This is a genomic window from Microbacterium sp. APC 3901, assembly GCF_030407765.1.
Lineage (GTDB): Bacteria > Actinomycetota > Actinomycetes > Actinomycetales > Microbacteriaceae > Microbacterium.
On record NZ_JASDCU010000014.1, the window covers coordinates 1 to 17670 of the forward strand.

The following is a 17670-nucleotide window of genomic DNA, read 5'->3' on the forward strand; positions in this document are numbered from 1 at the left end:
TCGGGCCACGATGGATGACGGTGTTCACCCTCGCCTGGCTCGCTGTCTGGACGGTACAGCTCACGCCCGTGCAGCTCCTGCTGCCGCTCCAGCTCGACACCGCGGAGGACGACTGGATCAGCGGCGTCATCTCCTCGGGTCTCGTTCTCGGCATCGGCGGCCTCGCCGGCATCGTCGCAGGACCCGTGGCCGGCGCCCTGTCAGACCGTGCACGTCTCGGGCGTCGGCGCCGGCGCCCGTGGGCGATCGGCGGCGTGCTGGTCACCGCGGTGTTCCTGGTCGTCACCGGCTTCAGCGAGGGCCCCTGGGCTGTCGGGACTGCGTGGGTCGGCGTGTCGATCGGCGTCTCGGTGTCTTCTGCGGCCTTCACCGCACTGATCGCCGATCAGCTCCCGACGACGCAGCGGGGCGCGGCAGCCGCCGCCGTCGGATCGAGTCAGGCCGTGGGGATCGTTCTGGGCGTCGGTCTCGTTGTGCTCCTCGGGCTCGGGATCCGCGACGGTTACCTCCTGCTCGCCGCTGTGATCGCCGTCGTGGGGATCGCCGCGGCACTGCTCCTTCCCGATCCGCCTGCATCCGTCGTCTCCGCACCAGGCAGAAGCGATCGTCGCCTGCTGGCATCGCTGCGCGACCGGGACTTCGCCTGGATGCTGTCGGGCCGACTCGTGACCAACATCGGCAACGCGCTGGGCACCGCGCTGTTCCTCTTCTTCCTGCTGCACGGGCTCCACCAGGAGACGACGGTGGCGCAGGACAACCTGCTGCTCCTGATCGTGGTCTACACGCTCTTCGTGGTGCTCGCGTCGGTGTTCACGGGCGTGCTGTCCGACCGCACCGGCAACAGACGCACGCTCACGGTCCTGGCCACGTTCGTGCAGGCGTCCTCCGGTGTCGTGATCGCCGTCGTCCCGACGTTCGAGGCGACGTTGGTCGCGGCGGCTCTCATGGGGCTCGGCTATGGCGCGTTCTCCACCGTCGGACTCGCCTTCGCCGCGGATCTGCTGCCCGATGAGAAGGATCATGCCCGTGATCTCGGGATCGTCTACGTCACCGCCGCGCTCGGTCAGCTCATCGGCCCTGTGCTGGGCGCGGGGCTCGTGGCCCTGGTCGGCGGGTTCTGGCTCGTGTTCATCGCAGCTGCCGTGCTGTCGCTCGTCGGCGGTGGGCTCACTTCTCTCGCGAGGCAGCCCGCGAGGAATCCGCTGCCTCAGCCGTAGCGCCGGACTCGATGGTCGCGACGGCCAGACGGAGGACGGCGTTGAAGATCTGCGGGCGCATCGCGGTGACGAGATGGGTGGTGCGAGGCACGACCATCAGCTCGGCGTGCGGCGCGAGCCTGCGGAAGAGGGCTTCGTTGACCCGCAGCTGATCCCATTGCCCGTTCACGAACCACAGCGGCACGCGGATGCGAGCCACGGCCGTGGCGAGGTCGAGAGTCGCGAGGTCCCGGAGCGCGGTGTCCTGGGTGTCGAGGGCGTACCCTCCGGCTGCGAAGTCGGAGCGCGTCTCCTCGGGGATGGTCGCCTCGAGGATGCGCTTGGTGATCCACATCCCGCGGTCGGGCAGTCGGTCGACCGCCCGGGCGATCGCGCGATACGCCGCGAGCCCTGCGCCGCGGGGGAGCGAGGTGCACGACGCAGCGACCAGCCCGGCGATCTTCGGTGCCTCGGCGCCGCCGACATAGGCGAGCGAGAGCAGGCCGCCCATCGAGTGACCGACGAGCAGCACGGGCCCTCGCGTGGCGGCATCGCGCACGGCGACGTCGATCGTGTGGAGCGCCTCGTGCAGGGTGAAGTCCTCGTTCATGCGCGTGCCGTGACCGGGGAGGTCGACAGCGACCGCAGCCACTCCCTGTTCGTCGAGGAACTCCAGCTGCGAACGCCACATCGTCGCGGACGTGCGGATGCCGTGCACGAAGACGATCCGGACGCTCACGCCTTCAGCATAGAGAAAAGCGGGGCCGGTGGATGAACCACCGACCCCGCTGCGAAGCACTGACGAGTCAGGCTCCGAGGGAATTACTTCTCGTATCCCACGTTCTCCACCGGCGTGATGCCGAAGAGGTCGAGGCCCACGTAGGGCTCGGGCGTGAGGTTGGCGAGACCCGCCTTGACGGTCCAGATCTCCGGGCCGTTGAGGACCGGGATGATGCCCCAGGTCTTCGCGAAGATCTCGGACTCCATCTCCATGGCCTTCTTGGTCTGCTCGACCGGGTCGGAGATCGTCTCGAGCTCCTCGTGGATCATCTTGTCGATCTCCTCGGTGCCGGTGCCCGAGAGGTTCAGGCCGCTGTCCGAGCAGTACAGCTGGCAGAACCAGGCAGCACCGAACGGGTCGGACGACGTGAAGTTGAGGAAGAAGATGTCACCGTTCTGCGTGGTGTAGTCCTCGGCGAAGTCCGCAGACGGACGGGTGTCGATCGTCACCTCGACGCCGACCTCCTTCAGCTGCGCCTGCACTGCCAGCGAACGAGCACGTGCGGTCTCGGTGTCGGAGTGGACCGGGAAGACGAGCGACAGGCGCTGGCCGTCCTTCTCGCGGATGCCGTCGGCACCGGCGACCCAGCCGGCCTCGTCGAGGAGCTTGTTGGCACCCTCGGCGTCGCCGTCCTTGCGGCCGGCCTCTTCCAGCGCGTTGACGTAGTTCGGCTGGAACGAGAACAGCGTGAGCGAGCCGGCAGGCTCCTCGGTGTAGTTCAGACCGTTGAAGACGATGTCCTTGACCTGCTCGATGCTGATGGCCTCGAACACGGCCTTGCGGACCTCGAGGTCGGCCAGCACGGGGTTGGTCGAGTTCAGCGTGAAGATGGCGTTCGCGGTGGCCTGACCCTTGTAGGTCTCGACGCCCTCGAGGCCCTCGACCTGTGCGAGCAGCTCGGCGCTGCCGGTCTCGGCCATGTCGACCTCGCCGTTGCGCAGTGCGTTGACCGCCGCGGTCGGCTCCATCTGGATGAACGAGACCTTGTCGAGCAGCGGAGCGTTGCCCCACCACTTCTCGTTCGGGACGAGCGTGACGACGCCGCCGGTCTTGTCGTAGTCCTCGACCGTGTAGGGACCAGCAGCCCACTCCGGGTGCCAGTCGCCGAGGAACGCGGTGTTGAAGAGCTCAGGCGTGTTGACCGCCGGGTGCAGCAGCTGCGAGTAGACCATCTCGGGCCAGGCGAACTCGCCCTTGAAGGTCACGACGACGTCGCGGTCGTTCTCGCCGGCCTCGACGGACTCGATCTCCTTCCAGCCGTCGGTGGCGTTGGGCTGGTACTCCTCGTTCTCGCCGTTGTTCGCTTCCCAGGTGGCCTTGAATGCGGAGACGTCGATCGGGGTTCCGTCGTTCCAGACGGCCTTCTCGTTGACCTTGAAGTGCAGGACGGTCTTGCCGTCTTCGACACCGAACGAGTAGTCGTCGAGGTAGGCGTCGTTCTTCTTGACGGTGCCGTCGGGATCCATCAGCAGGATCTGCGGGCGGAACCACGTCGCGATCTGGGTGACGCGTGCGTCACCGTCGCTGTGGAAGTAGTTGAGCTGCTCGGCGATGTTCGAGACGGGGATGCGGAGCTCGCCGCCCTCTGCGAGGTTCTCGCGGGGCTGCGGGTTGTAGTCCGCGCCTTCGACCGTCTGAGCTTCGCCTTCGCCGCTGGTGCCGCCGCCGTTGCCTGCCGGTGCACACCCGCTCATGACGAGTGCGAAGGCGGCGCCGAGAGCAGCGATGCCCATCAGCTTCTGATGCCGTTTCATGGTACTCCTTAGTGCCTGTCGGCCTTACTTGGGATAGGGGCAGACTAACCCCGCATATGGCGGGCGAAACCCCAGGGACACGGAACCGTTACCGGACTGTGCACATCGATGCACGGGTCAGCTGGCGACGATCGCCTCGGCGTCGAAGCCCTCGACGGGGAGGATGATCCGCTCGCGGGTGCGCTCGATGTCGGGGTCGGGAATCGGGATCGCCGACAGCAGCGCCTTCGTGTACGGATGCTGCGGATCGTCGAACACCTGATCGACGTCACCGTGCTCGACGAACGAGCCCTTGTACATCACGGCGACCCGGTCGGCGATGTGTCGCACGACCGCCAGGTCGTGCGCGACGAACAGGTACGACAGGCCGAGCTTCGCCTTGAGCTCGTCGAGCAGGTTGATCACGCCCGCCTGGATCGAGACGTCGAGTGCCGAGACGGGCTCATCGAGCACGACGATCTTGGGGTTCGTCGACAGTGCTCGGGCGATCCCGATGCGCTGACGCTGACCGCCGGAGAAGGCCTGGGGGAAGCGATCGCTGTGCGCAGGATCGAGACCGACGAGCCCCATGAGCTCTTCGACACGGTCGAACACATCGTCCTTGCTCATCCCGATGGCGAACATCGGCTCGGCGATGATGTCCCAGACCGTCATGCGAGGGTCGAGAGCCCCCATCGGATCCTGGAACACGATCTGAAGGTCACGACGGAGCTTGCGCTCCTCCGCACGGTTCTTGATGTCGGAGACGCTCGTGCCGCCGATCCTGATGTCGCCGTCCTCCTGCTCGACCAGGTCCATGATCTGCAGCAGCGTCGTGGTCTTGCCGCTGCCGGACTCGCCGACGATCGCGAGGGTCTCGCCCTGGCGGATGTCGAAGCTGATGCCCTTGACGGCGTGCACCTCGCCGACCTTGCGCTTGAAGAAGGCTCCCTTCATCAGCGGGAAGATCTTGTTGAGGTTCACCGCCTCCAGTGTGATCGGACGATCCTGGCGGGGGACCTTGGCGAGCGTGCTCTCGGGGATCTCGGGGACCGGGAACACCGGCAGTCCGCCGATCTTCCCGTCGTCGTCGATGTCGTTCGCGCGGATGCAGGCGACAGAGTGGTCCGTGTGGCCGTCCGTGGTGATCGGCAGCAGGTCGGGCTCGCGCTCACGGCACGCGTCGATCGCGATGGGGCAGCGCGCCGCGAACGGGCAGGCATCCGGCAGGTCGATCAACAGAGGAGGGTTGCCCTTGATCGGGATCAGCGGCACCTTCTCGGTCTTGTCGACTCGCGGGATCGCTCCGAGGAGGCCGATCGAGTACGGCATCCGGGTGCGGTAGAACAGCTCGCGCACCGGCGCATGCTCGACCGGCTTGCCCGCGTACATCACGAGCACGTCGTCGGCGGTCTTGGCGACCACGCCCATGTCGTGCGTGATGATCATCATCGCGGCGCCGGTCTCCTGCTGCGCCTTCTCCATGAGCTCGAGGATCTGCGCCTGGATGGTGACGTCGAGCGCGGTGGTCGGCTCGTCGGCGATGATCAGCTTCGGGTCATTCGCCATGGCGATCGCGATCACGACGCGCTGACGCATGCCACCCGAGAACTCGTGCGGGAACGCCTTCATCCGACGCTCGGCCTCGGGGATCCCGACGAGCTTCAACAGCTCGACCGAGCGGTCCCACGCCTCTTTCTTCGACAGCCGACGGTGCACCGTGAGCGCCTCGATCAGCTGGTCGCCGATCGTGAAGACGGGAGTGAGCGACGTCAGCGGATCCTGGAAGACCATGGCCATGCCGTTGCCGCGGATGACCGAGAGCTGCTTGTCGGTCTTGCCGAGCAGCTCCTGGCCGTCGTAGACGATCGAGCCGGTGACCTTGGCGTTGTCGTCGAGCAGGCCCATGATCGCGAGCGAGGTGACGGACTTGCCCGAGCCGGACTCGCCGACGATGCCGAGCGTCTTGCCCGCGTCGAGATCGAAGGAGACGCCACGGACGGCATCTACGCGGCCAGCCTCGGACGGGAAGCTGACCTTGAGGTCACGGACGGAAAGGACAGTACTCATGCGCGACCTCCAGCCGCCGAGGTCGGATCGAGGGCGTCGCGCAGACCATCCGCGATGAGAGCCATCGAGACGGTGAGCAGCGTCAGCGCCGCCGCGGGGAAGTAGAACAGCCACGGGGCACTCACGAGTGTGCTCGAGCCGTAGCCGATGAGCGCGCCGAGCGAGACGTCGGGCAGCTTCACTCCGAACCCGAGGAACGACAGAGCGGTCTCGGTGAGCACGGCCGAGACGACGCCGAGCGTGAAGTTGATCACCAGCAGCGAGCCGATGTTCGGCAGCATGTGGCGGATCACGATCCGCATTCCGGAGAGGCCGGCGTAGCGTGCGGCGTGCACGTACTCGCGCTCGCGGATCGAGAGCGAGAGCGTCCAGATGATGCGAGCCGGGAAGAACCAGCCGACGACGAAGATCATCACGAGCGAGATCACGAGCCAGTTTCCGCCCGCGTCGTTGGAGATCATCGCGAGGATCAGGAAGTTGGGGACCACCATCATGAAGTGGATGATCGCCAGCATGATCCGCTCGTAGCGGCCGCCGAAATAGGCGGCGGTGGCGCCGATGAGCGCCGAGACGACGGTGGTGCCGATCGCGACCAGGGCGGCGATCATCATCGATCGCTGGAGGCCGACGGCGACCTGGGCGAAGTTGTCGTTGCCCGATCCGTTCGTCCCGAACCAGTGCTCGGCCGAGGGGGCCTGGCGCAGTGCGAGGAAGTCGAGGTCGGTGTGGGAATAGGGGGACATCAGCGGACCGACGATCGCGAACACCACCAGCAGGGCGAGGATCACCACACCGATGAGCGCGCCACGGTTGCGCATGAAGCGACGCGTGTAGAGCGTCAGCATCGAGGTCCGCTTGCGGTTCTTCGGCTTGTCTGCGATTTCGGGGGAGACCCCGATGCTGTCCAGAGCCATCAGCTCACCCGCACTCTCGGATCGAGGACGACCACGGCGATGTCGGCGAGGATCGCGCCGATCGCCGTCATCAGGGCGCCGAAAGCGGCGACCGCGACCACGCCGTGGATGTCGTTGTTGTTGAGGGTCTGGATGAAGTAGCGACCCATTCCGTTCCAGTTGAAGATCGTCTCCGTCAGCACCGCGCCGGTGAAGACCGCCGGGATCGTGAACGCGACCTGCGTCGTGACCGGGATCAGCGACGTCCGCAGCGCGTGCTTGCGGATCGCCTGCTGCTTGGTCAGGCCCTTCGCCCGAGCGGTGCGCACGTAGTCGGCCTTGATGTTGTCGAGCAGCAGCGAACGCTGCAGGAAGTGGATGCTCGCATACCCCGTGAGCACGAGGCCCAACGTGGGCAGCGTCAGATGCTGGAGAACATCTATGAGGACGGGGAAGAATCCCTCCACCCCCTGGCTGGACGAGCCCACCACATAGAAGACGGTCGTGCCGACGGCGTTGTTGAAGTTGATCGCCAGGAGCACCAGAGCGAAACCAGCGACGACGGTCGGGATGTTCATCGTGATGATGCTGGTGCCCTGACCGATCCGGTCGGCGAGCTTGTACTGCCTCGAGGCGGTGTACACGCCGAGGGCGATGCCGAGGATCGTCGTGATGATCGTCGCACCGAGCACGAGCTCGGCGCTGATCCAGACGCGGTAGGCGACCTGCTCGTTGACGGACTCACCTGTGGGGCTGAGACCCCAGTTCCAGTGGAAGAGGATGTTCGAGAACCACGTCCACCACCGCTCGATGAGAGGCACCGACTCGCTGAGGTTTCGAGGACCCAGCAGGTTGTCGATCTGATCGGCGGAGAGAGGAGGACGCCGCCCGACGTAGTTGTTCTCCGGGTCGAGGTACAGCCACGCGAGGAAGTAGGTGATGTTCGTCGCGATGACGATCATGAGCACCCAACCCAGCAGGCGGCGCAACAGATACTTGATCAAGGTGATGATTCTTTCTCTTTTACAGGCGCGCGCGGGATCCGCCGACGCAACGCTGAGCCGGGAAGACAGTCAATCACCATCAGCCGATCTGCGCGACACGACGCCTCCACGTGGTCTGTGACGGAGTCTTATCGCTCACGGGATCCGGTGTCACGGATGGCTCCCGGGCAACCTCGGCAGAATATCACCGGATCGGACGAAGTGAGCATTAGTCACGCCTCACCGTAGAATCGTCAGGACATGTCACCACGCGCTCTCACTCCGCTTCAGCCTGCCGCGACGCCTTCGGCGCAGATCCGCAATTTCTGCATCATCGCGCACATCGACCACGGCAAGTCGACCCTCGCCGACCGCATGCTCCAGATCACCGGCGTGGTCTCGGATCGAGACATGCGCGCGCAGTACCTCGACCGCATGGACATCGAGCGCGAGCGCGGCATCACGATCAAGAGCCAGGCCGTGCGGATGCCGTGGGAGATCGAGGGCGAGACTTTCGCGCTCAACATGATCGACACTCCGGGTCACGTCGACTTCACGTATGAGGTGTCGCGCTCTCTCGCCGCGTGCGAAGGAGCCATCCTGCTCGTCGACGCTGCTCAGGGCATCGAGGCCCAGACTCTCGCGAACCTCTACTTGGCGCTCGAGAACGATCTGCACATCATCCCGGTGCTGAACAAGATCGATCTTCCTGCCGCTGACCCCGAGAAGTACGCCAAGGAACTGGCATCCCTGATCGGCGGCAAGCCCGAAGACGTCCTGCGCGTCTCCGGCAAGACCGGTGTGGGTGTCGAGGAGCTGCTCGATCGCCTGGTCAAGGAGATCCCGGCACCGGTCGGCGACGCCGATGCGCCCGCGCGAGCCATGATCTTCGACTCCGTCTACGACGCCTACCGCGGTGTCGTCACCTACGTCCGCATGATCGACGGCAGCCTGTCGCCCCGCGAGCGCATCCAGATGATGTCCACGGGCGCCACCCATGAGGCGCTCGAGGTCGGCGTGTCGAGTCCGGAGCCGGTGCCCACCAAGGGTCTCGGCGTCGGCGAGGTCGGCTACCTCATCACCGGCGTGAAGGATGTCCGCCTGTCGAAGGTCGGCGACACCGTGACGACGGCACGGAAGCCCTCGACCCAGGCGCTTCCGGGGTACACGGATCCGAAGCCCATGGTCTTCTCGGGCATCTATCCGATCGACGGCAGCGACTACGCCGACCTTCGCGAGGCGCTCGACAAGCTCAAGCTCTCCGACGCCTCTCTCCAGTACGAGCCGGAGACCTCGGTCGCCCTCGGATTCGGGTTCCGCTGCGGATTCCTCGGTCTGCTGCACCTCGAGATCATCACCGAGCGCCTCGAGCGCGAGTTCGGTCTCGACCTCATCACGACCGCACCCAGCGTGATCTACAAAGTGCTCACCTCAGACACCGGCGAGACCGTGACGGTCACGAATCCGAGCGAGTACCCCGACGGGCGCATCGGCTCGGTGTCGGAGCCCATGGTCAAGACGGCCATCCTGCTGCCGAAGGACTACGTCGGCACCGTGATGGAGCTCTGCCAGTCGCGTCGCGGCGCGCTGCTGGGCATGGAGTACTTCTCCGAGGAGCGCGTCGAGCTCCGCTACATGATGCCGCTCGGTGAGATCGTCTTCGACTTCTTCGATCAGCTCAAGTCCAAGACCCAGGGCTATGCCTCGCTCGACTACGAACCCGCCGGACAGCAGGAGGCCGACCTCGTGAAGGTCGACATCCTCCTGCAGGGCGACAAGGTCGACGCATTCAGTTCGATCGTGCACCGCGACAAGGCCTACGCCTACGGCACGCTGATGACGGAGCGACTGCGCAAGCTGATCCCTCGCCAGAACTTCGAGGTGCCGATCCAGGCCGCCATCGGTGCCAGGATCATCGCCCGCGAGACGATCAGGGCGCTGCGCAAGGACGTGCTCGCCAAGTGCTACGGCGGAGACATCAGCCGCAAGCGCAAGCTCCTCGAGAAGCAGAAGGAGGGCAAGAAGCGCATGAAGATGGTCGGTCGGGTCGAGGTCCCGCAGGAGGCGTTCATCGCCGCGCTCTCCGGCGACGTCGAAGGCAAGGACAAGAAGTAGAGGCCCACGAGCCGGGCACGCTCGGCGCGTGGGGGTGATCGTCCAGGGAACGGGAAGTAGGCTGGAACTCATGCGGCGCGGGACTTTCCGAGACGACACGGTTGACTATGCGGCCGTGGGTGCAACCCACGCGCCCGATCTGATGCAGTACCCGCCGGAGCGCAGCATCCCGGCGGAGAACTCCTGGCGGATCGGCAGCGGCCTCGAGCGCTTCCAGTCCGCGGGAGAGGCACTGCTCACCTGGACAGCGCAGCGCGCGTCAGGGCTCAGCATCGAAGACGTGCGTCCTGCTCCGGGCCCTGCCTACGCGGGCGTGAGCTTCGACGCGGAGGGAAATCCGATCGCCCCGAGCAAGCACGACGTCGAACAGCGTTTCGACGCAGAGGGCACTCCGTTCGCGGGCCCGGGGATGACCTTGCGCCTGCACGGCCGGGTCGCGGGCATGCGAGCGGATGCCGAGCTTCGAGTGATCTCCGTGACCGAGGAGAAGCGCCGGATCGGTTTCGTGCTCGGCACCGTGGGCGGGTCCGTCGTGCGGGGCGAGGAGTCCTTCGACATCGACTGGCGTGAGGACAACGACGAGGTCTGGTTCTCCGTGCGAGCGTTCGACGCGCCGAGCTCCCTGCTCTACCGTGTCATCCCGCCTCTCGTGAAGCGGCGCCGCCGTGAGCTGTTCGCGCGCTATCTACGAGCGATCTCGCCGCTCTACGCGACTCCGGTCTGATGGCCGCACCTCTCTGATGGCCGGTCCGCTTCCTCTCGGCGACCCGGCACCGGCCGACGGCCGTCTTCCCTCCGACCTGTCGATCGACCCCACGGTGCCCTTCTCCGTGTACCTGCACGTCCCGTTCTGCCGGGTGCGCTGCGGCTACTGCGACTTCAACACGTACACCTCGGGAGAGCTCCGCGGCGCGAAGCAGGAGGACTACGCCTCGACGCTGATCACGGAGATCGACCTTGCGACGCGCGTTCTCGCGGATGCGGGCGCGCTGCGACCCATGGACACGGTGTTCTTCGGCGGAGGGACGCCCACACTGTTGCCGGCGGGCGACCTCGCCCGGATGCTCGACGCGGCGACTGACGCGTTCGGGCTCGTCGACGGCGCCGAGGTCACTGTGGAGGCCAACCCCGATACGGTGACGCCCGAGGTCGCTCGGATCCTGGCCGATGCCGGAGTCACGCGGCTGTCGATCGGCATGCAATCGGCCGTTCCTCACGTTCTCGCGGCCCTCGATCGCACCCATCGCCCGGAGAACGTGACGACCGCCGTCGCAGCGGCCAAGGATGCGGGTCTCGCGGTCAGCGTCGACCTCATCTACGGAGCGCCGGGGGAGTCGCTGGCCGACTGGGAGGCGTCGCTCGATGCGGCGCTCGCACTCGAGTCGGACCACGTCTCGGCCTACGCGTTGATCATCGAGGACGGCACGAAGCTCGCGCGGCAGATCCGCCGAGGTGAGGTGCCGATGCCGGACGACGACCTGCAGGCCGACATGTACGAGCTCGCCGATGCGCGTCTCGCAGCGGCGGGCTTCGAATGGTACGAGATCAGTAACTGGTCGCGCAGCGTCGAGCAGCGCTCGCGACACAACCTCGCGTACTGGCGGGGGAGCGACTGGTGGGGGTTCGGACCCGGCGCCCACAGCCATGTCGCCGGCCTGCGCTGGTGGAACGTCAAGCATCCGGCGGCCTACGCTCAGCGCCTCGCGGCCTCGGAGTCTCCGGCGGCAGGCACCGAGCGGCCAGATGAGGAATCTGCGACGCTGGAGCGGATCCTGCTCCTGAGCCGGATCCGCGAGGGGATCGCCGTCGCCGACCTCCCGGCTGACAAGCGCACCAGGGTCGCGGGCCTGATCGCGGACGGACTCGTCGATGCCGTCGCCGCCGTGCGCGGACGCGTCCAGCTCACTCTCCGCGGTCGGCTGCTCGCCGACGCCGTGGTGCGCGAACTGACCGACTGAGCGGGGACGAGCGCGAGGGAAGCAGGTCGAGCGCGCCCGCACGACGCTGCGGCACCGTGGCGCTCTCCGCGTCGAACACCCGCGTGCTCCGCTTCGTGCCGAAGGCCGGCCACCCGGGGTCGCCGGTCTTGATGAAGGAGATCCACGCGGTGTGCATCTCGTCGGCGAGTCGCTGCGGTGCATCTGCACCCGCGAGGCGCTGCGCCTCGGGGTCGCCGAGACGATCGAAGACGAAGCCCAGCTCGAGTGCGTGTGCCGCACGCAGATCACGAACCGGACTCCGCCACGCGAACTCGTAGACGTAGGTCGGCGCCGTGCGCGCCTCGGCGAGCGTGGTCAGTGGGCCTCGCAGCATGATGTCTGTCGCGAGTTGGCCGAAGATCTCACCCGTGGCGGCGCCGGGGAAGGCCGACCGATAGGCGGCGACAGCTCGGCGCGGGATCCGCAGAGCGAGTCGTCCGAGCAGCAGTTTCATCCTGGTGATGTCTGCGAGCGCAGCAGGCGGGAACCAGAGCCGGTACTCGTCGGTGTTGCTGCCGATCAGAAGCGGCACATCGGCGCCTGCGAGGACCTCGTGCGGTGACCGGGGCAGAGACCCGACATCCACCGCGAACTGGAACCCGGGGGTTCCGCCGAGCGGAGACGACCCTGCGGCCTGCTCGCGCCGGGCCTCGAGCAGCCGCTCGGAGGAGACCGTGGCGAAACCAGCTCGGTCGGCTGCGACCCCGAGTCGCCTCGCGAGCTGGGCGGTCACGCGGCCGGCCTTCTTCGCCGTCTGCGCGTCGAGGGGCCCGGACTCGATGATGGCCCGAGCGATGTGCGCCCGAGACGACTCGTTCGCGACGAGTCCCGCGACGATCGCTCCGCCTGCGGACTCGCCCATGATCGTGATCTGCCGGGGGTCTCCGCCGAAGGCGGCGATCTCGCTGTGCACCCAGGAGAGGCCCGCCGCGGCATCCTGCAGTCCGAGGTTCCTGGGAGCGTCGGCGAGCACCGAGAATCCTTCGGAGCCCAGGCGGTAGTTGATCGAGGCGAAGATGATGCCGGCGCGTGCGAATCCGGCGCCATCGTAGAGCGGGATCGCAGCGGTGCCGCGTTCGAGAGCGCCGCCATGGATCCAGAGGACTACCGGGGCGGTGTCGGCACTCTGCGGGGCCCAGATGTTGACGGACAGGATGTCTTCGCCGGGGATCTCGACAGAGCCCAACAGCTCGCCGATCGCACCGGGGTACGGAAGCTGGGGTGCGGTCGGGCCGAATGCCGTGGCATCTCTGACGCCCTCCCACGTCGGCGGGGTCTGCGGAGCGCGGAAGCGGTTCGGCCCGAAGGGTGCTGCCGCGTACGGGATGCCGAGGAAGCGGCGGACGCCGTCGACCACCTCGCCGCGCAGGATTCCGGTGGACACGGTGACCTGTGGGGCGACACTCATGGGCTCATCGTATGGCGATCAGCTCGTGGTCGGCGTCGGTGGGTAGAATTGGCACTCGTAGCCAGTGAGTGCCAAAGGGAGGGAGTTGCGATGGTCAGTGAAAGAGGCCTCCAGGTTCTCCGCGCGATCGTTCAGGACTACGTCGAGACCCACGAACCCGTCGGCAGCAGGTCGATCGTCGACCGCTACTCGTTCGGAGTGTCGGCCGCGACGATCCGCAACGACATGGCGCTTCTCGAAGACGAAGAGCTGATCGCCGCCCCGCACACGTCCTCCGGCCGAGTGCCCACCGACAAGGGGTATCGCGTCTTCGTCGACCACCTCGCACAGCTGCGGCCTCTCTCGGTCGCGCAGCGCACCGCGATCGAGTCGTTCCTCACCGCTCCCTCCGACCTCGACGACCTGATGGTGCGCACCGTCCGGGTGCTGACCCAGCTCACGGGGCAGGTCGCGCTCGCGCAGTACCCGTCGTTCGCCCGGGCGCACCTGACGCACCTCGAACTCGTCGCGCTCGCGCCGAATCGACTGCTCATCGTCCTCGTCACCGATGCGGGGGGCGTCTCGCAGCGCATCGCCCCGTTGCCCGTCGACGTCGATGACGCCGACATGGCCGTGCTCCGGGCGCGCCTGTCGGCTCTGATCACCGGGCGGGCGGTGAGCGATGCGGCTGAGCGTCTGCAGACCCTGCTCGCCGAGGATGAGCATTCGAACGACATCGTGCTCCGCGCACTCGCGACGATCGTCATCGATGAACTCGGGGCGTTCCGCCAGGAGCGTCTTGTCATGGCGGGAGCTGCGACCCTGGCGCGGCGCGAGCAGGACTTCCGCGGGAGTATCCATCCCATTCTCGAGGCGATCGAGGAGCAGGTGACGCTCCTGCGCCTGATGAGCGAGATGGAGGCCGACTCGCATGGCCTCGCAGCCAGCATCGGCACCGAGAACGCGTCGTTCGGACTCGGTGAGGCGTCGATCGTCGCCAGCAACTACGCCGCCCCCAGCGGCACGGCGCGCGTCGGCGTGATGGGTCCGACCCGCATGGACTATCCGAGCAACCTCGCGGCGGCACGGGCTGTTGCCCGCTACCTGTCGCGGATGCTCGACGAAGACGAGGCGGCCCGCTGACGCGGCCGCCCAGATGACAGCACACGCAGAAGGGCCATTGTGGCAGACCACTACGAGGTACTCGGCGTCTCTCGCGACGCCTCCACGGACGAGATCAAGAAGGCGTACCGACGCCTCGCGCGTCAGCTCCACCCCGACGTGAACCCGGGTGAAGACGCCGCTGAGCGCTTCAAGCTCGTGACGCACGCGTACGACGTGCTGAGCGACGACGACTCCCGTCGCCGCTACGACATGGGTGGCGGAGACGGAGCGGCGAACGACTTCGGCGGCTTCGGCGGCTTCGGAGACATCTTCGAGACCTTCTTCGGCGCGGGCCAGGGCGGCGGGCGCGGAGCGCGTCCGCGTTCTCGGCGCGAACGCGGCCAGGACGCGCTGGTTCGCGTGACCCTCGATCTCGGCGATGTCGTCTTCGGTGCGCACCGCGACATCGAGGTCGACACGGCCGTGCTGTGCGAGACGTGCAACGGGTCGTGCTGCCAGGAGGGCACATCGCCCGTCACCTGCGACATCTGCGGCGGCTCCGGCCACGTGCAGCGTCAGGTGCGGAGCCTGCTCGGCAACGTCGTGACGTCTCAGCCCTGCGGCACCTGCGAGGGCTACGGCACCACCATCCCGTACCCGTGCGGCACCTGCGGCGGACAGGGGCGGGTCCGTTCGCGACGCACCGTCTCGCTCGACATCCCCGCAGGCGTCGAGACCGGACTCCGTCTGCAGCTGCCGGGGTCGGGAGAGGTCGGCAAGGCCGGTGGCCCGAACGGCGACCTGTATGTCGAGGTCACCGTCAACCCGCACCCGTCGTTCAGCCGTGACGGCGACGACCTGCTCGCGACGCTCGAGGTGTCGATGCCGGATGCCGTCCTCGGCACCGAGACCACCATCCAGGGGCTCGACGGCGAGGTCGATCTCGAGATCCGCTCGGGCGTCCAGTCGGGCGATGTCCTGACGATCAAGGGCCGCGGCATCACCCCGCTGCGGGGAAACCAGCGCGGTGATCTGCGCGTCGGCGTGCAGGTGGTCACCCCGACGAAGCTGGACTCGGCGCAGCGCGCGCTGATCGAGGACTTCGCGAAGAAGACGAAGGCGCCGGGGCCGCAGCTGGCGCAGTTCCAGCAGGGACTGTTCTCGAAGCTCCGCGACCGCTTCCGTTCGCACTGATCCGGGCAGCGCTCATGGCACTCCACTTCCTCGTCGAGAACTCGGCGGATGCCGCAACCGGAGACCTCGTGTCGCTCATCGGCGCCGAGGCGAAGCACGCCGCGGTGGTCCGCAGGCTCCGTGTCGGTGAGGTGGTCACCGTCGGCGACGGCGCAGGGGTGTGGCTCACCGGTGTCGCCGAAGAGGTGTCGCCGTCTCGTGTCGACGTGCGCGTGTCGTCCCGCTCGGAAGAACCCGCACCGAGTCCACGGATCATCCTCGCGCAGGCTCTGGCCAAGGGAGACCGCGACGAGCTGGCGGTGCAGGCGGCGTGCGAGCTCGGGGTCGATGAGATCGTTCCGTGGCAGGCCAGCCGCAGCGTGTCGCGCTGGGAGGGGCCGAAGGCCGTGAAAGGCCGTGAACGCTGGTCGACGATCGTTCGGGAGGCCGCGAAACAGGCGCACCGAGCCTGGGTGCCCGATGTCTCGCCTCCGGCGACGACTGCGGATCTCGCGTCACGTGCATCGTCTCAGCGATTGCTCCTGCTCGACCCGAGTGCGTCGACGCGATTGTCGGATCTCGAACCGGACGGGCGCGACCTCGTGTTGGTCGTCGGCCCGGAGGGTGGCATCTCCGACGACGAACTCAGGAGGCTCTCCGACGCCGGTGCCGAGCGGGTGCTCCTCGGCAACACGGTGCTGCGCACCTCCACTGCGGGTCCTGCGGCCATCGCCGTGCTGTCGGTGACGCTCGGTCGCTGGTGAACACGGCTACGGACCCGACCGTGCTGCGGTCAGTAGACTGAGAGCATGTCCGATCCCTCGATCTTCACGCGCATTCTCAACGGTGACATCCCCGGTGAGATCCTGATCGACACCGGTCGGGTGTTCGCGATTCGCGACATCAACCCGCAGGCGCCTCTCCACGCTCTCGTGATCCCCAAGACCGAAGACTACCGAGACGTGACCGAGCTCGCTCAGGGCGACCCGGGGCTTCTCGCTGAGATGGTCGCCGCGGCCAAGCAGCTCGCGGCAGAGCACGCGAACGGCGAGTACCGCCTCATCTTCAACAACGGCGCGAGCGCCGCCCAATCCGTCTTCCACGTGCACGCTCATGTGCTCGGCAATATCGAGGAGAACAAGCTCGTTGGCTTCTGACGAAAACGACCCTGTCACCGCATCCGACACCGCTGTCGAGAAGATCTATGCCGACGGCGTCGCCATGGTGCAGCTGCTCGGCCCGCAGGACCGCCTGCTGCGGATGCTCGAGAAGGAGCACCGCGACGTGCAGGTGCTCGTTCGAGGCAACGAGATCACGCTCACCGGTTCGGCGGATGCCGTCGCACAGGCGAAGAGCCTCGTCGACGAGCTGATGACCATGACGAAGGCTGGCCATGACCTCGCTCCGAGCGACGTCACGAGTTCGGCGCGCCTGCTGCGCAACGACGGGGGACCTCGCCCGAGCGAAGTGCTCGGCGAGGCGATCCTGTCGACCCGCGGCAAGGTCATCCGACCGAAGACCCTGGGCCAGAAGGAATACGTCGACGCGATCGAGGAGAACACGATCGTGTTCGGAATCGGTCCCGCCGGAACGGGCAAGACCTACCTGGCGATGGCGAAGGCCGTTCAGGCGCTTCAGCGCAAAGAGGTCACGCGGATCATCCTCACGCGCCCCGCGGTCGAAGCGGGGGAGCGGCTCGGCTTCCTCCCCGGGACTCTGACCGACAAGATCGACCCCTATCTGCGTCCGCTCTACGACGCGCTGAACGAGATGATGGACCCCGAGATCGTCCCCCGTCTGATGGCGACGGGGACCATCGAGGTCGCGCCTCTCGCGTACATGCGCGGACGCACGCTGAACGACTCGTTCGTGGTCCTCGACGAGGCGCAGAACACGACGCCCGAGCAGATGAAGATGTTCCTCACGCGTCTCGGCTTCGGCTCGAAGATGGTCGTGACCGGTGACATCACCCAGGTCGACCTCCCGCAGGGATCCTCAGGGCTCCGCCTCGTGACCCGCGTGCTCGACGGCATCGACGACATCCACTTCGCGCGACTCACGAGCGACGACGTCGTGCGGCATTCGCTCGTGGGACGCATCGTCGACGCCTACAGCGAATACGACGAGCGCCGCACGGCTCAGCGCTTCGAGCGGGAGCAGGCGGCCGAGTTCGCCAACCGTGCAGAGCGACGCGGAGCACAGCGGCCAGGTCCCCGGGACCGGACGCCCAAACGAGGCCTCTCCTGATGAAACGAG

15 protein-coding genes are annotated in these 17670 nt (G+C 67.0%); 9 read left to right on the top strand and 6 right to left on the bottom strand.

From position 1 onward, the window contains the following. The first annotated feature begins 14 nt into the window (after positions 1-14). Positions 15-1217 (top strand): MFS transporter, encoded by a 1203-nt coding sequence (locus QMA07_RS13325; RefSeq protein WP_290162832.1) that lies wholly within the window; start codon positions 15-17, stop codon positions 1215-1217. On the opposite strand, the gene QMA07_RS13330 is transcribed toward QMA07_RS13325, so the two are convergent. The 5 genes from QMA07_RS13330 to QMA07_RS13350 form a co-directional block, all read right to left on the bottom strand. Further along, positions 1168-1935 carry an alpha/beta fold hydrolase gene (locus QMA07_RS13330; protein WP_290162639.1) on the bottom strand — a complete coding sequence of 256 codons (768 nt, stop codon included), beginning with the start codon at positions 1933-1935 and terminating at the stop codon, positions 1168-1170. The two genes, QMA07_RS13325 and QMA07_RS13330, sit on opposite strands and share 50 nt — an antisense overlap. Positions 1936-2018: 83 nt before the next feature. Then, complete coding sequence (locus QMA07_RS13335; RefSeq protein WP_290162640.1) at positions 2019-3731, bottom strand: ABC transporter family substrate-binding protein; 1713 nt, start codon at positions 3729-3731, stop codon at positions 2019-2021. A gap of 117 nt (positions 3732-3848) precedes the next feature. Beyond that, positions 3849-5780, bottom strand: a complete 1932-nt coding sequence (locus tag QMA07_RS13340; RefSeq protein ID WP_290162642.1) for an ABC transporter ATP-binding protein — start codon at positions 5778-5780, stop codon at positions 3849-3851. Continuing rightward, a complete protein-coding gene (locus QMA07_RS13345) occupies positions 5777-6694 on the bottom strand; it encodes an ABC transporter permease (protein WP_290162644.1) in 918 nt (305 codons plus the stop codon). Before QMA07_RS13345 ends, QMA07_RS13340 begins: the two co-directional genes overlap by 4 nt. Beyond that, positions 6694-7677 (bottom strand): ABC transporter permease, encoded by a 984-nt coding sequence (locus tag QMA07_RS13350; protein ID WP_290162645.1) that lies wholly within the window; start codon positions 7675-7677, stop codon positions 6694-6696. Before QMA07_RS13350 ends, QMA07_RS13345 begins: the two co-directional genes overlap by 1 nt. Positions 7678-7917: 240 nt before the next feature. Here QMA07_RS13350 and lepA point away from each other — a divergent pair, with 240 nt between their 5' ends. The 3 genes from lepA to hemW all read left to right on the top strand — a co-directional run bounded on the left by lepA (position 7918) and on the right by hemW (position 11729). Further along, a complete protein-coding gene (lepA, locus tag QMA07_RS13355; RefSeq protein ID WP_290162647.1) occupies positions 7918-9771 on the top strand; it encodes a translation elongation factor 4 in 1854 nt (617 codons plus the stop codon). A gap of 70 nt (positions 9772-9841) precedes the next feature. Continuing rightward, the gene (locus QMA07_RS13360; protein WP_290162648.1) at positions 9842-10495 is read left to right on the top strand and encodes a DUF1990 family protein; all 654 of its coding nucleotides are present in this window, start codon (positions 9842-9844) and stop codon (positions 10493-10495) included. Positions 10496-10511: 16 nt separating this feature from the next. Further along, positions 10512-11729, top strand: coding sequence for a radical SAM family heme chaperone HemW (gene hemW / locus QMA07_RS13365; protein WP_290162649.1), 1218 nt, complete (start codon positions 10512-10514; stop codon positions 11727-11729). On the opposite strand, the gene QMA07_RS13370 is transcribed toward hemW, so the two are convergent. Beyond that, positions 11674-13158, bottom strand: a complete 1485-nt coding sequence (locus tag QMA07_RS13370; RefSeq protein WP_290162651.1) for a carboxylesterase family protein — start codon at positions 13156-13158, stop codon at positions 11674-11676. The genes hemW and QMA07_RS13370 overlap by 56 nt on opposite strands. A gap of 90 nt (positions 13159-13248) precedes the next feature. On the opposite strand from QMA07_RS13370, the gene hrcA reads away from it, so the two are divergent. The 5 genes from hrcA to QMA07_RS13395 all read left to right on the top strand — a co-directional run bounded on the left by hrcA (position 13249) and on the right by QMA07_RS13395 (position 17661). Beyond that, a complete protein-coding gene (hrcA, locus tag QMA07_RS13375; protein WP_290162652.1) occupies positions 13249-14280 on the top strand; it encodes a heat-inducible transcriptional repressor HrcA in 1032 nt (343 codons plus the stop codon). 39 nt (positions 14281-14319) lie between these two features. Beyond that, on the top strand, positions 14320-15435 hold the full coding sequence (dnaJ, locus tag QMA07_RS13380; RefSeq protein WP_140037326.1) for a molecular chaperone DnaJ: 1116 nt from the start codon (positions 14320-14322) through the stop codon (positions 15433-15435). 14 nt (positions 15436-15449) lie between these two features. Then, positions 15450-16178: a 16S rRNA (uracil(1498)-N(3))-methyltransferase gene (locus QMA07_RS13385; RefSeq protein ID WP_290162653.1), complete on the top strand. Its 729-nt coding sequence runs from the start codon at positions 15450-15452 to the stop codon at positions 16176-16178. A gap of 45 nt (positions 16179-16223) precedes the next feature. After that, a complete protein-coding gene (locus tag QMA07_RS13390) occupies positions 16224-16571 on the top strand; it encodes an HIT domain-containing protein (RefSeq protein WP_290162655.1) in 348 nt (115 codons plus the stop codon). Between the two features lie 64 nt (positions 16572-16635). Beyond that, entirely contained in the window at positions 16636-17661 is a 1026-nt protein-coding gene (locus tag QMA07_RS13395) for a PhoH family protein (protein ID WP_290162835.1), read from the top strand. The last annotated feature ends 9 nt before the right edge of the window (positions 17662-17670 follow it).